Below are 13,510 nucleotides of genomic sequence, written 5' to 3' on the forward strand. Positions count from 1 at the left end.
TGTAAGTTAGGAAATTGATCCATGGCCTGATCGGCAACTGAATCGAGACAAGTCAATATAAAATCTGATTGACTCACTATCTGTGCAGGTATCACAAAGCTTGATATACCAGAGATAACATTTCTCTGTTTTCCCATCAGTGACAGGGCTTGATCAACAACACCATTGAGATCTCCCGTAAGCGTGGTCACGATATGTTTACATTCTAAATAGGTCTCTAGACTGAATTTGTCACCTATCGTTGGATGGTCTTTTCTGGCTAACACATTCAATCGTTCTTCTTTTAACTTTTGCTGATAAAAAGTACTGGGGAGATCTGAGTAAAATCCAGCAATCGCGATATCACATTGGCCATTTTCTAGCATTTTTCTGGGCAATTTCCCCTGCGTATTATGAGTCACAATCTGCACAAAAGGCATGATTTTTTGAATTTCACATAGCAATTTAGGCAGCAGAATGCTTTCCATATAATCGGTTGTATAAATATGAATCACATCTTTCACTTTATCTAAAGGAATGTCTAATTCAGATTGATAAAAATGTTCTAACTCACACACCAAACGAGATATTTTTGGAGCAATAGCATGTGCCTTAGGCGTCGGAACCAGCCCTTTTATTCCTCTAACAAATAAAGGGTCGTCAAACTCATGCCTTAACTTATTGAGCCTGTGGCTAATCGCGGGCTGACTTATCGCTAATCTTTCTGCTGCTATCGAGGCGAGACCTTCTTCATACAAAATCTGAAACAGATAGAGAAGATTGATATCACGATTTCTAATATTCATATTTTGGAACTCAGTTATAAATTACATTCAATTTTCAATTGTATACATTAGTCATAAACTCCACGCAACTTAAATTGCTTATTAGGTAAGAGCAAAATGTCTATTGCCTTTTATACATCGCTATTTATGAGATGAGTAAGCGCATTTTAAAAAACTGAATACCGCTATTCATTAGTTTTTTAGGTTACGGAAATGCTTGTGGTGTGAAGTAGTCAATATCTTCAAAGCACCAAAGCAAAGTTAATCCAAGCAGATAAATCGGAAAATAACGTTAAAAGGTTTCAAAAATGGTAAATAATTTAGGCCAAGCTTCCCCAATGAAAAAAACGGTTATTAGCCTGCTAATGGCAATTACGGTTGCTGGTTGCGGTGTATTAAAAAGCACAAACCAGAATGTCGAAAAAGTGGCAACGCTTGGACAAATAGAAACGGTTATTGAACTGCCTTTTCGGCCAGGAAATGTGAGTGCCACAAAATCCGGTAGAGTCTTTGCAACAGTCCACCCTTTTGCCGGTGAACAAGGTGTACAACTGCTGGAGGTGACGGGCCCAAAAAGCTATCAACCTTGGCCCTCAAGCGAGGTGCAGTCACCAAAAGGCCAATACAGTGAAGAGACTATTGATACACCACTGGGTATCACTAAAGATAAGCAAGGTGGTTTGTGGATAGTCGACATGGGGCAGCATCTGGGTAAAACACGCATCTGGGGCTTTGATATCGACAGTGGTGAATTAATCAGCAAAATTGTTCTGCCAACGGATATAGCACCTGCTGACAGTTTTGTTCAGGATTTAGTAGTTGACCGTGAAAGAGGTTGGGTTTATTTAGCCGATCTGGCCAATCCCGGCATACTCGCGGTGGAATTGGCAACCAATAAGGTCCGACGCTTTGGCAACCACCCCTCATTAAAACCCGAAGCAAATGCAAAAATGGTGATTAATGGTCAAGCCGTCATGTTTGGTGGTAAGCCAGCCAACACAGGCATCAACCCAATCACCTTATCTGCTGACGGAGAAACATTGTTTTTCGGGGCAATGAATGGGAGAACTTGGTACAGCGTACCGGCTAAATTGTTCCGTGATGGTGTAACCGATGACGTTATTGCCCATCATATTACACGCGTAGGTGAGAAACCGATTTCAGATGGTGCAACGACGGATAGCTTTGGCAATCATTTCATTACTAACTTAAATGAAAATGGCATTGATAAGTTGAGTGCTAACGGAGTGCTTACCCCTCTTATCAGAGATGCTCGCCTAAGTTGGCCAGACAATGTATCGGCTGATGATAATGGCTGGCTCTACATTTCAGTCAACCAACTGCACAAATCTCCGCCCTTTAATGACGGGGCGGATATAGGCAAAGCGCCATATTACATTTACCGAGTATGGGCAAATACTCAATAAATTATGTCGTTATTGACACTTAACATTAATCATTTTAGATGATTGATTAACAGTACCGAAATCGTACTATTTTATAGAATATTTACGATAAATTTAAAAAACCGACAAATAATCTAGAGAAGTAATCAAAATGACCAATAATTTATTCCAATCATTCCAATTGAATGATGCAATAACGCTACAAAACCGAATTCTTATGGCACCACTCACTCGTTGTATGGCAGACAATAATTTGGTACCGACCAAAACGATGGCTGACTATTATGCCCGTCGTGCCGATACCGGTTTAATTATTTCAGAAGGCGTAGTCATTCGACCTGACGCTCAGGGAAACCCTAATGTACCAGGTCTCTTTACCGCAGAACAAATTAAAGGATGGCGACAAGTTACCGATGCAGTCCATGCCAATGGGGGGAAAATGTTCGCTCAGCTATGGCATACCGGTAGACTTGCACATTCTTATTTTTACGGTGGCGGTGATGTTTTAGCCCCATCAGCACTAGCGATTGAAGGCACAGTGCCTCGTCAGCGTGAATTGGTGTATGAAACACCTAAAGCCGTCACAATAGAAGATATTGAAAAACTGATTAAAGATTACAGTCAGGCAGCTGCAAATGCTATTGACGCCGGTTTTGATGGTGTTGAAATTCATGGTGCAAATGGTTATCTCGTTGATCAGTTTCTTCACCACAGCAGCAATATTCGCCAAGATAAATTTGGTGGTTCGCCTGAAAATATGACCCGCTTTCCATTAGCGGTTGTTGATGCCATTTCAGAGCGTATTGGTGAACAGCAAACCGCACTTCGTCTATCACCCGGTGCTTATCTTTGTATGGAAGAGGACTCTCGTGATCGCCAAGTTTTCGACTACCTGCTAGCTGAGCTTGAAAAACGCAATTTAGCTTACCTACATGTTGGTATTTTTGATGACAGCATGATCTTTACATCATTGGGTGGCAGAGTATCAGCATATATGCGTGCTCATTATAGCAAGACGCTTGTGGGTGTTGGTAGCTATACGCCACAAACAGGAAGTCAGGCTATTAGTGAACAAAAATTTGATTTACTTGCCATAGGTCGTCCACTTATTGCCAATCCAGATTACGTTACCAAAGTAAAAATGGGCGAAGCGTTAATTGAATTTTCAGACGAAATGCTTTCGCAATTAATTTAGCCTTGCTTATTAGATGAAAAGTACGGCTTTCCCCATATATTTTAGCGAATAAACTTCAATCGCAATCATATTCAGTGTGTGCCATAAAATTACAGAGATACAAAAAGATATTACATATCAAAAGTATATGTACTTATATATAGGTAAAACGAAATGAACAATAAATTGACAATCGTAGCAAAAATTGAAGCTAACAACGATAAAATCGAATTGGTTAAAGCTGAACTATTAAAGCTAATTGAACCCACTTTAAAAGAAACGGGCTGTATTCAATATGAGTTACAGCAAGACAACGATAACCCTGCGGTATTTGTGTTCTATGAAAAATGGGGAAGTTATGAGCTTTGGCAGCAACACCTGAGCAGTGTTCACATTGCAGAGCATATGAAGGCTGTTGAAGGAGCGGTTTCGTCTTTTACATTAAATGAAATGACAAATTTGTAAAAATATAAGCATGGCTATTTAGACGTATCTAAATAGCCTCTTGGATAACATAAACCGATGTATAACTATTAACATAGATAATTAAAAGAAAATTTTCACATCAAATTACAATTATAAAAGGATACAAATATAATGAAATCAAAACTAGCACAATGGTTAACTACTTTTGTCAGCATGATCATTTTAACCACTGGTTTGGCTTCAGCCTCAGTTGCTTCTGAATTAAGTGTCGCCGCTGGTTTAAAAACAACGACTTTAGCACCCACTATCAATACCGCCTCTCTTTTGGATAAAAATCCTGCTTTGAAAGCATTTTTTATGGCTCCGGTAAAAGAGGAAGAAATGATAACAGGGAAGCGGATTGCAATTGTCACAACGGATGGCGTGGAAGAGATTGAGTTGACCGCTTTTTTACAATATTTACAGGCTCGAGGCGCTATTGTGGATATTGTTGCGCCAAAATATTCTCCATGGCCTGAAAAATACGCAATACAATACCCTGCTAGTAGAAAAGAATATATACAGACCGTGCGATTTATGGAAAACGCCGGCACCATAAAAATCGACCGTTTTATAGGCGAAGTAAAAGCGGTTGACTATGACGCAGTGGTCATTCCTGGTGGTGCATGGAATCCTGATTCTTTACGTATGGACAAAAATGTCCTTGCTTTTGTCAGAGCAATGGATAAAGCCAAAAAACCGATTGCCTCAATCTGTCACGGACCATGGGTTCTTATCGATGCCGAGATTGTTAAAGGACGTAAAATGACAGCCGCTTGGAGTATTCATACCGATTTGAAAAATGCCGGAGCGATTGTAGAGGATAAACCATTAGTTGTGGATGGCAATCTTATGACGAGTCGTTTCCCTACCGACTTAGCTGATCTTCTGGCTGAAATGTTGCGTCAGTTAAAAAAGTAGATCTATTCCTGAAGCCGAACGCCTTGTCTAAATAAGATACACGGTGACGATTACGTTGCCGTGCATTGGAAGAATAAACTCTCGTAATTTTTCACCTTACAGTCGATAATCCAAAACAATTAATAGCGACGTTAATTATTGCAATAATGTTTGGATTAATTCGCGCACGCTTCTTTGACAGATGATAGTTTATCGACGACTTTCAAGCCTTAATGTTGCTTGTCTCTGTCACTATAGACTGCGCAGTTAAATCGTACCCATCACTGTTTTTCTTTTATCATTTACAGGATTTTTATGACACCAGCTACAACGTTACCTAACCAACTGAATACCACCGCCATTTTGCTGGTTTTAGCGTTAGGCACATTTATTTTGGGATTATCGGAGTTCTCGATGATGCCGATGCTGCCTTTAATCAGCGAAACATTTGCCTCAACACCGTCACAAAGCGGTTATGCCATTAGTGCTTACGCGATAGGGGTGGTTGTCGGGGCGCCGATTTTAATGCTGACGACGGCCAATATGAAAAAACGCCATGCCCTGGTTATATTTCTAACATTAATGTTTATCGCCAATGGCTTAAGTGCCATGGCAACCTCACTTGAGCAACTGATTGTGTTTCGTTTTTTAAGTGGCCTGCCCCATGGCGCTTACTTTGGCGCTGCCATATTATTAGCCGCCGATATTGCCCCACAAGATAAACGCGCCAGCTATATTTCCAAAGTGTTTATGGGCTTAACCATTGCGACTATCGTCGGGGTGCCTATCGTGACATTAGTCGGGCAAAATTTAAGCTGGCGCTATTGTTTAGCGGGTGCATCTGCTCTCGCCTTAGTGGCACTGGTGTGCGTGTATTTAGTGATCCCTAAAATAGAAAACAGCCAACCGTCAAATTTAATCAATGAATTTGGCGTGCTGAAAAATAAATTGGTGTGGTCAATTCTAGGCATTGTGATTATTGGCTTTGGCGGCGTATTTTGTATTTACACTTATATTGCCGACACCATTTTAGTGGTCACCGAAACACCGGCATACACGATTTCAATCGCGATGGTGATGTTTGGTATTGGCTGTACATTGGGTAACTATGTATTAGGCAAAGCGGCTGATCGTGCGGCTTTATACACCACCGGCATAGCCTTAATTTGTATGATTATATTTTCCCTCGCCTACGTCGGTGCCAGCCATAACATTTGGTTATTGTATGCGGTGATTTTCTTTATTGGCTGTAGTTTGGGCTTAGCCACCTTAATTCAAACTTTGCTGATGGATGTATCACCAAACGGCCACGCCATGATAGGTGCTTTGGTGCAGTGTTCATTTAACATTGCCAATGCCATCGGGCCTTGGGTGGGCGGCATGGTTATCGCACAAGGTGCATTACCCAACGAGACGGGTTATGTTGCGGCGGTACTCTTTACTGGCGGTTTCATAATGTGGCTGTTAAGTTATCTGCAAATGAATAACAAAAATGCCCAATTGGAGCAATGCACAGCGTAATCAGATTGGCGATGACATACCCTATGACATCGCGCTTAATGGACCCATTACATAGATGGGTCGCATCTTGCTTTTGCCTTTCTAAATTAACACTCACTTGCAACCTGTTTGGAGGTGTTAGCGAGTTAACTTTCTGACACAAAGGGGCAAAGCGCCTTGTTTTTGTTAGCAACCAACATTGCTCTATAGGCCTGGCTATTTGTCACGTTCAATATTGATTTTTAGTTGTCCGAGGTATTATATCGCCTTTAATTTAATGCATTAAAATGCATGAATTTCCTGCCTTTTAGTTTCTCGGCCAGCCAAATTCCATTCATCTGCGCCGTTATAGAATCTCAATGTAGGACAACTATACTTCAATTTCATGCCTCGTATCTAAGTACAATTTGGCTTGCTGATTTTGCATTTTGAAGTGACATGAGTATATATAAAGCACTCATCATTTAACCCATTCGCATGAGTTAACTAATACAGCCCGTCACCTATTCAGATATCATTTCTCAATATAAATAATTAATAAGTCTGTAACAGCTGTATTGACTAATTTACGCGCCGAAGATAATATTCGGCTCCAAAAATCATGATGATGCCCGCAGACTAGTAGATCAACTTCCATTTCTTGAACTGTTGCTTTTAATTTTTCATTTAAATCTCCTATTACAACCAAAGTATTTGCAACAGGATAATCCGCCTGTTCGGCTAATGTTTGCAACTCTTTTTGCATTATGGCTTGTTTTTCATCGAGCGGCATGTCCATCTCAATTTTTGTACTGACCCCCCCTATGCGACTAACAGAATTTACATCAACACAAACAAATGAAAGTTTAGAATTAGCGTCTTTAGCTAACGAGATTGCTTTATTGATCACTACTTCACTGGATTTAGATAAATCAACAGCTACTAATATATGCTTATAGCTCATTGTCTCCTCCCGATTGGCTCTACCATTATTAATGCGTTTAGAATAAGTCTAGCACCAATATCAAATCTTTTAGTTTGCAGTGGTCAAGTAAATCTGACCACTGTTTTATGTTTTGTAAGCTAAGGGGCATAGCGCCATACAAAATATCATCCATTTGCCAGCAAACGAGTAGCCAGAATCACTGTGCTATCACAAATCTACTATAATCATTTCATCAGGAAATATATTTCAGCTGCGCGCAAGTGGGAATGAGGGTTGATACACAATTTATTCACCCTATGAAAAAGGAAAAGAAATGACTCAACAAGCGATAAAAGTGTATTTATTTCGTTGGGCTGGCTCTTGGGGGCCCTTTCAAGTCAAGATACCTTGTGGTGAATGTACGTTAACCAAAGATGTGATTCTCGACACGATTAACAAGGAGTTATCTGGAATTCCAGTAGAATTAGAATTACGAGAGTGGCTTAGTGAATGGTGGAAACCTTTATTGAAAGGCGGATGGCATGCACCTATAGTAATAGTCGCAGGTAAGGTCATTAGCCAAGGAAGTGCGTTAAACCGAGGGCTTCTCACTCAAGCTGTCATTGAAGCTTACGCAAGTCGAGTAAAAATCACAGGGAATCACCTTTTTGGAAAAGAAAGTTGTCCTCATTGTAAACGTGCGAAAGGGTATCTTGAACAAGCCAGCATCACCTATGATTATCACGATGCAGTTAGTAGTCCACGCGCTTTATATGAGATGCTTGCCAGAGTAAAACCTCATATTGGTCCTAAAATGCCAATAACTGTTCCTCAGATCTGGATCGATGGTAATTATATCGGCGGCGCAGATCAGCTTCGCGATGTAGTCAAACAAAACGTCGAGCCTAATTATGATCGCGGACAAAGTTCATTGTCGCCTTTCAAAGATAATTAAGAACGGATCCTGCTTTCCGTTAAATTAAGAATCAATCAGTTAAAATATATCCGTTCACAAAAACATCCCCATTGATAGGCAAGACGCCATCGTTATTGTCAGATATTTATGGCGGCAATAACGCCCTGTAGTGGCCAAGTAAAACTGGCCATTGATTTGTAGCTTGCTAACGCTAAGGAGGCGTTAACGAGCCTGCTTTCTAGAGCGCAACGGGGCACAAACCGGATAATGTTTCTTCCGCGGTTTATTATGCCAGTCACGAATAGTTTTCATTGGTATATATCTATGGCTTTAACGGATTAAGGAGGCTGTCTAATTTATCCACATTAAGAAAAAACACTCTTTATCTGTTGGAAAAATCACTCAAAAGTGGGTTAACCACTTCATAAAAACCAGCTATCGCCTTGAAAGCCTTGTATAAACAAATAACGATAAGAAAATAACACCGGCACCTATTATTTTTTGCGGTTCAACTATTTCACTCAGGATCGTTATACTGAGTATTAATGTCCAAATAGGCTCTAAAATCATAATCAATGAGGCGGTTTCGATATTCACTGAATACTGCCCTACTGCCTGAAGCAAATAACGCAGTGTGGTTGCGATAATGGTCGACACAACAAACCAACATATAACGCTACTACTTAATTCGTAAGGTGCGTGCTTGGTCAAGGAAACAAAAATTGCACTGCTGATTCCGACGGTGAATAGTTGTAAAAATATAGAGACCAACGGTTTAACGTCTTTTGTCACTTTTTTATTAAACACAAAATAGACGGAAACTAATGCTGAAGAGAGTAAGAAATACCACTGACTTTTCTCGACATGCCAACCATTAGACAGAGTCAGCAGCATCATTCCTATAATGGCAACCGGTAATGCCAACCAAAATGCCTTGTTGGGTCTTGTTTGAAAAAATAGCCATGAAGTAAATGGTGCAATTATCATGGCTAAGCTCATGATAAAAGCCCCCCCTGAAAGACTGTTAGTGATAGAAACAGCATACACCCAGACTTGCATTGATAGCGCTAAAACAAGGCCAACAGCGCAAGCTGAAATCACTTGCTTCGCATTTAAACTTAGAACATTTTGGTAGCAAAAAGGAAATAAAATGATACTGGCAATCAGAAATCTAGCTGCAATAAAAATGTCTCCAGGCATCTCTACAACAACCGCTTTTGATGCAATCCACCCAACGGCCGCAAGCAGCGTTGCCATTAACAGATGAAATTCTCCGCGCATAATGTTGTCTCTTGTTAGGAATTGTCAGGCAGTCACTAAATATTTCGAAAAGAGATCACAGCAGCTTGTTTTTATTATAACTTTTGTAGCACTGTGTATCTTTTTTAAATCAACTTAAAGCATCTAATACAAAGAAAAATAGCAACCGCGCAGGGTTGCTATTCGAGGGTATATTTTAGGCTGTACTTGGCGGTTATAACCTACCTATTATATTCCGGGTAATCAGTAAGCCCCTTTTGTGCACCACCAAAAAAAATATCCGGATCGTGTGCCGCTAACGGGTAACCTTGTTTAATACGATTTGGAAGATCTGGGTTAGCAACAAAGGATCGCCCGAAAGCAATCATATCGGCTACGCCTTCAGCAATCGCTTGCTCTGCTTTCTCGGCGTGATAGCGACCGGCATAGATTAGAACACCATGGTAGGCTTCACGTAGCGCATGTTTAAATACTTGAGGAGTATCCGGTGCATCATCCCAGTCAACTTCTGCAATATGGAGATAAACAATCTTGTGCCTATTAAGTAATGCCGCAGCTGCCGTGTATGTATCAATCGGCGTGGCGTCAACGGTACCATTTAGCGATGTAAACGGAGCCAGACGAACACCAACACGCTCAGCGCCTATCGCATCAACCATAGCGCCAACAACTTCTCCCAAAAAGCATAATCTATTTTCGATAGAGCCACCGTATTGATCGGTTCGATTATTGGCTTCTGAATCAATAAACTGATTGATCAAATAACCATTTGCAGCATGTAATTCGATGCCATGAAATCCCGCCTCAATGGCATTGAGTGCTGCTTGACGATACTCTCCCACCACTTGCTTGATATCTAATTTTGTCATTGCTCGCGGCTCTACGACGTCAACAAATCCAGTCTCATCAGTGCCGTTATCGATGAACACTTTTACATTTTCAGCTTTCAGTGCAGAAGAAGATATTGGCTGTTCTCCGCCAATATTATCCGGGTGAGAAACACGTCCAACATGCCAAAGTTGAGCGAATATAACGCCACCTTTATTATGAACAGCATTAGTGACTTTCTTCCAGCCATCAATTTGCTCAGGAGTATAAATACCAGGTGTCCAGGCGTAGCCTTGGCCGAGTGCAGATATCTGAGTACCTTCGGTGACAATAAGGCCTGCAGTCGCCCGCTGTGCATAGTACTCAGCCATCATATCATGGGGCACATTACCCGGTTGACTGGCTCGAGCGCGAGTCATCGGAGCCATGACAATACGATTCTTGAGTGAGATGTTACCCAAGTATAATGGTTGAAATAGTAAGTCTGCCATTATCTGCTTCCTTGAAGAATTAGTTTGCTTGAATCAGCTCAATTTGGTATCCGTCAGGATCGCTAATAAAAGCAATATGCGTTGAGCCACCTTTAACTTGACCCGGCTCACGAGTAACGTTGCCGCCTGCTGTTTTTATGTTGTCGCATGCCGCATAGATATCGTCTACGCCAATTGCGAGGTGACCAAAAGCATTGCCCAGATCATATTGTTTCGGATCCCAATTGTAGGTCAATTCGATGCTTGTACCGTCTGCTTGATTTTCATAACCGACAAACACTAATGTATAGCGATATTCACTATTTTCAGATCGTGTTAATACTGTCATACCAAGAACCTTGCTATAAAAATCAATTGATTTTTCAAGGTCAGTCACCCGGATCATAGTGTGTAAAAATTTCATATATTGTCCTGTTAAAAGCCTCACTATAAATGAGGTCATAATCTAAATTAAGCGTTGTATGCGCCACTAGCGTAATGTAATTCATAGCTGTGACTATAAATTTCAATAATGTTGCCAAATGGGTCTTCCATATAAATCATGCGGTACGGTTTTTCGCCCGGGTAGTAATAACGTGGTGCTTTCATGCGTTTCTTACCGCCTGCTGCAACGATCTTTTCTGCCAGTTCTTCTAAATTTGGATCCTGTACGCTGAAATGAAATACACCGGTTTTCCAGTATTCAAAATTATCTTCAGGGTTTTCCTGGTATTTAAATTCAAACAGTTCAATACCAATGCGATCACCGGTAGATAAGTGAGCAATACGGAATTTATCCCAACCTGCGCCGAAAACATCCGTGCACATTTCGCCGATTGCTGAGTCATCTTCAACAACTTCAGTTGGCTCCATAATCAGATACCAACCGAGTACTTCAGTGTAAAACTTAACAGCAGCTTCAAGGTCAGGTACAGAAATACCAATATGGGAGAAAGTTCTTGGATACGGTATTGGATATTATGTAGACATAATAACCTCAATATTTTATATTAATAAGAGTGTTTTCCCTTCGATAGGGGAAATATACGCCCATCCGTCACGCTCGTGAAATTATCATTAATTATTATTATTATAATTTTTTGTTATAAACCTAAGGGCTCTCCCCGATGTTAAAACCATTTTGGCTAAATACATTTAAAACTTTGATAGAAGTTGGCCACTTTACTCAAACGGCTGAAAAGCTGAATATGACTCAGCCAGGTGTAAGTCAACATATAAAAAGCTAGAAAGTGCAGGTGCTCATTAGGCGTAAAAATAAAGGGTTTGAACTCACTGAACAAGAAATGATTGTTTATCAATAGGCACTAAAATCGCTAAAGATGAAGCTCACCTGGTTGAGAAGCTGAGTTTTGATAATCCCTACTCAGGGCAATGTATTTTATCTTGTTCAGGCTCTTTGGCGTTGTTGCTGTATTCGGAACTTTTGTCATTACAGCAACAATATCTCGATTTGAGTATTCATATTGAAGCCGCGCCCAATCAGAAAATTCTGTATTCTTATTATTTATATTTAACGACTTGTTCGTTTTTAGCCGACAAAATGGACTTTGATTGTTTTGCTTTTAAAAACCAGTTGCAATTATGCCGAAAATAACAGAAATAATACCAACCACCTGAAGTTTATGGACTTTTTCTTTTAAAAATATAATAGCCATCAATATAGTCACTACCGATAAAGCAGATGCGATGGGTGTAATTAAAATTGCATCTCCAATCGTTAATCCAAAATTAACGATTGCAATTGCACCGGCTTCTATAATACCTATCAATACAATTATTAATTTTGTTTTCTTTGTCGATTTCGTTAAGCAAATATCTTTTTTTACGAAAAATGAAAAAAGGAGAAGAATCAAAATTATTCCAAATTTAATAAATAAGGTAGCTTGTAACCATCCAATTTTTTCAGATATCAATTCACTTATATTCCAAAAAGAACCGAAGAAAAAAGCACCAATAACTGCTTCTTTAACACCCGCTGAAAGCTGAAATTTTTTGTTTTTAATATCACTCCAATTTAAAGATGCAATAATAGCTCCAGATATAATCATTAAAACGCCAATGAACTGAAACATTGAAAGCCGTTGACCCATAAAAGAAAAAGAAATGAGTATTGTGAATACAGCCCATAGATTCATTATTGCAGCAACAATCGAGATATTGCCAATCTCAAAGCCTTTCATGAAAAATAAGTATCCAGCAGAATATAAAAGTGAAGCGATTGGAAGTAAAATGATCACTAGAACTGGAATATTGAGATCAACTGAAAATAGCGAAGCAAGCAAAATGATAAAACAACAACCCGCTAATTGTGACCAGAATAGGGTTTTATACGAACCTATCTTTTTGGCATAAACTCCTGCGGCAAAATCGTACACCCCCCATCCAAACATTCCACCTAACCCTGATAAAAGGCTTATACTAGTTAAATTAATGAGCATAATTTCTCTTTCTCTTTCCCTTAAAATTGAGACAAAACGCACTGCTTTAGCAAGATTAATTTCAGCGCAGTAGCCCAACTGAAAACACCCAAGCATGAAGCACCTATACTTAAATACAAGTGTTAATTAATCAAGCCCATTTATTTCTCTTGGAAATCACCTACACCGACAGAAGCCCCATACACAAAATACCTATTATGGTAAGTAGCAACTTTTTCTTCCATAAATAATGGTTTCATTATCAGATTTAAAAAAAGCACTTAAAACCCAGAGTCAATTAATTTATATAACCTCAAAAATAACAGGTTGAAATTTTGTTTTAATGATTGTTTTTTTTGAGCATAAAAATGCTTTTTTCATTTGGTGTTTTGTTCAAGTTCAAATAGCTAAATGAACCTTTTTCGTTTTTGCAGAGGGTAAGTGATTTTGGTCCAAATTTTATAAGTTGCTAACTCACTAAGGGG

General features: G+C 39.6%; 14 protein-coding genes and 1 pseudogene. 7 read left to right on the forward strand and 8 right to left on the reverse strand.

Annotation, left to right across the window (positions count from 1 at the left end):
* The coding region (locus ACJAZP_RS12780; RefSeq protein WP_415231127.1) for a LysR family transcriptional regulator at nt 1-785 on the reverse strand (785 nt) is incomplete at its 3' end.
* Nucleotides 786-1,072: 287 nt separating this feature from the next.
* On the opposite strand from ACJAZP_RS12780, the gene ACJAZP_RS12785 reads away from it, so the two are divergent.
* From ACJAZP_RS12785 to ACJAZP_RS12805, 5 genes are all read left to right on the forward strand, one after another.
* Nucleotides 1,073-2,191 (forward strand): L-dopachrome tautomerase-related protein, encoded by a 1,119-nt coding sequence (locus ACJAZP_RS12785; RefSeq protein WP_415231128.1) that lies wholly within the window; start codon nt 1,073-1,075, stop codon nt 2,189-2,191.
* Between the two features lie 130 nt (nt 2,192-2,321).
* Nucleotides 2,322-3,365, forward strand: a complete 1,044-nt coding sequence (locus tag ACJAZP_RS12790; RefSeq protein WP_415231129.1) for an alkene reductase — start codon at nt 2,322-2,324, stop codon at nt 3,363-3,365.
* A 153-nt stretch (nt 3,366-3,518) separates the two neighbouring features.
* A complete protein-coding gene (locus ACJAZP_RS12795) occupies nt 3,519-3,809 on the forward strand; it encodes a putative quinol monooxygenase (protein WP_415231130.1) in 291 nt (96 codons plus the stop codon).
* A gap of 132 nt (nt 3,810-3,941) precedes the next feature.
* On the forward strand, nt 3,942-4,730 hold the full coding sequence (locus ACJAZP_RS12800; RefSeq protein WP_415231131.1) for a type 1 glutamine amidotransferase domain-containing protein: 789 nt from the start codon (nt 3,942-3,944) through the stop codon (nt 4,728-4,730).
* Nucleotides 4,731-5,024: 294 nt separating this feature from the next.
* Nucleotides 5,025-6,230, forward strand: a complete 1,206-nt coding sequence (locus tag ACJAZP_RS12805; protein ID WP_415231132.1) for an MFS transporter — start codon at nt 5,025-5,027, stop codon at nt 6,228-6,230.
* A gap of 493 nt (nt 6,231-6,723) precedes the next feature.
* Here ACJAZP_RS12805 and ACJAZP_RS12810 read toward each other — a convergent pair whose 3' ends face one another.
* A complete protein-coding gene (locus tag ACJAZP_RS12810; protein WP_415231133.1) occupies nt 6,724-7,152 on the reverse strand; it encodes a universal stress protein in 429 nt (142 codons plus the stop codon).
* A 295-nt stretch (nt 7,153-7,447) separates the two neighbouring features.
* On the opposite strand from ACJAZP_RS12810, the gene ACJAZP_RS12815 reads away from it, so the two are divergent.
* Complete coding sequence (locus ACJAZP_RS12815; RefSeq protein ID WP_415231134.1) at nt 7,448-8,068, forward strand: glutaredoxin family protein; 621 nt, start codon at nt 7,448-7,450, stop codon at nt 8,066-8,068.
* 396 nt (nt 8,069-8,464) lie between these two features.
* Here ACJAZP_RS12815 and ACJAZP_RS12820 read toward each other — a convergent pair whose 3' ends face one another.
* From ACJAZP_RS12820 to ACJAZP_RS12840, 5 genes and pseudogenes are all read right to left on the reverse strand, one after another.
* Nucleotides 8,465-8,926 (reverse strand): DMT family transporter, encoded by a 462-nt coding sequence (locus tag ACJAZP_RS12820; protein ID WP_415231182.1) that lies wholly within the window; start codon nt 8,924-8,926, stop codon nt 8,465-8,467.
* Between the two features lie 45 nt (nt 8,927-8,971).
* Nucleotides 8,972-9,310 (reverse strand): annotated as a pseudogene (locus ACJAZP_RS12825) (EamA family transporter); the annotation flags it as partial.
* Nucleotides 9,311-9,510: 200 nt separating this feature from the next.
* The gene (locus ACJAZP_RS12830; protein ID WP_415231135.1) at nt 9,511-10,608 is read right to left on the reverse strand and encodes an alkene reductase; all 1,098 of its coding nucleotides are present in this window, start codon (nt 10,606-10,608) and stop codon (nt 9,511-9,513) included.
* 19 nt (nt 10,609-10,627) lie between these two features.
* Nucleotides 10,628-11,011, reverse strand: a complete 384-nt coding sequence (gene gloA / locus ACJAZP_RS12835) for a lactoylglutathione lyase (RefSeq protein WP_415231136.1) — start codon at nt 11,009-11,011, stop codon at nt 10,628-10,630.
* Between the two features lie 47 nt (nt 11,012-11,058).
* A complete protein-coding gene (locus ACJAZP_RS12840) occupies nt 11,059-11,559 on the reverse strand; it encodes a lactoylglutathione lyase family protein (RefSeq protein ID WP_415231183.1) in 501 nt (166 codons plus the stop codon).
* Nucleotides 11,560-11,714: 155 nt separating this feature from the next.
* On the opposite strand from ACJAZP_RS12840, the gene ACJAZP_RS12845 reads away from it, so the two are divergent.
* On the forward strand, nt 11,715-11,834 hold the full coding sequence (locus ACJAZP_RS12845; protein WP_415231137.1) for a helix-turn-helix domain-containing protein: 120 nt from the start codon (nt 11,715-11,717) through the stop codon (nt 11,832-11,834).
* 336 nt (nt 11,835-12,170) lie between these two features.
* Here the strand turns inward: ACJAZP_RS12845 and ACJAZP_RS12850 are convergent, their stop codons facing one another.
* The gene (locus ACJAZP_RS12850; protein WP_415231138.1) at nt 12,171-13,142 is read right to left on the reverse strand and encodes an EamA family transporter; all 972 of its coding nucleotides are present in this window, start codon (nt 13,140-13,142) and stop codon (nt 12,171-12,173) included.
* Nucleotides 13,143-13,510: the final 368 nt, after the last annotated feature.

It is taken from the genome of Psychromonas sp. (assembly GCF_047632955.1).
GTDB lineage: Bacteria > Pseudomonadota > Gammaproteobacteria > Enterobacterales > Psychromonadaceae > Psychromonas.

What these genes read in the sequence shown, in the direction of transcription:
- gloA (WP_415231136.1), bottom strand. Translation starts at nt 11,011, where the DNA reads ATGAAATTTTTACACACTATGATCCGGGTGACTGACCTTGAAAAATCA.
- ACJAZP_RS12810 (WP_415231133.1), bottom strand. Translation starts at nt 7,152, where the DNA reads ATGAGCTATAAGCATATATTAGTAGCTGTTGATTTATCTAAATCCAGT.
- ACJAZP_RS12800 (WP_415231131.1), top strand. Translation starts at nt 3,942, where the DNA reads ATGAAATCAAAACTAGCACAATGGTTAACTACTTTTGTCAGCATGATC.
- ACJAZP_RS12785 (WP_415231128.1), top strand. Translation starts at nt 1,073, where the DNA reads ATGGTAAATAATTTAGGCCAAGCTTCCCCAATGAAAAAAACGGTTATT.
- ACJAZP_RS12850 (WP_415231138.1), bottom strand. Translation starts at nt 13,142, where the DNA reads ATGCTTGGGTGTTTTCAGTTGGGCTACTGCGCTGAAATTAATCTTGCT.
- ACJAZP_RS12795 (WP_415231130.1), top strand. Translation starts at nt 3,519, where the DNA reads ATGAACAATAAATTGACAATCGTAGCAAAAATTGAAGCTAACAACGAT.
- ACJAZP_RS12820 (WP_415231182.1), bottom strand. Translation starts at nt 8,926, where the DNA reads ATGATGCTGCTGACTCTGTCTAATGGTTGGCATGTCGAGAAAAGTCAG.
- ACJAZP_RS12845 (WP_415231137.1), top strand. Translation starts at nt 11,715, where the DNA reads ATGTTAAAACCATTTTGGCTAAATACATTTAAAACTTTGATAGAAGTT.
- ACJAZP_RS12805 (WP_415231132.1), top strand. Translation starts at nt 5,025, where the DNA reads ATGACACCAGCTACAACGTTACCTAACCAACTGAATACCACCGCCATT.
- ACJAZP_RS12815 (WP_415231134.1), top strand. Translation starts at nt 7,448, where the DNA reads ATGACTCAACAAGCGATAAAAGTGTATTTATTTCGTTGGGCTGGCTCT.
- ACJAZP_RS12790 (WP_415231129.1), top strand. Translation starts at nt 2,322, where the DNA reads ATGACCAATAATTTATTCCAATCATTCCAATTGAATGATGCAATAACG.
- ACJAZP_RS12830 (WP_415231135.1), bottom strand. Translation starts at nt 10,608, where the DNA reads ATGGCAGACTTACTATTTCAACCATTATACTTGGGTAACATCTCACTC.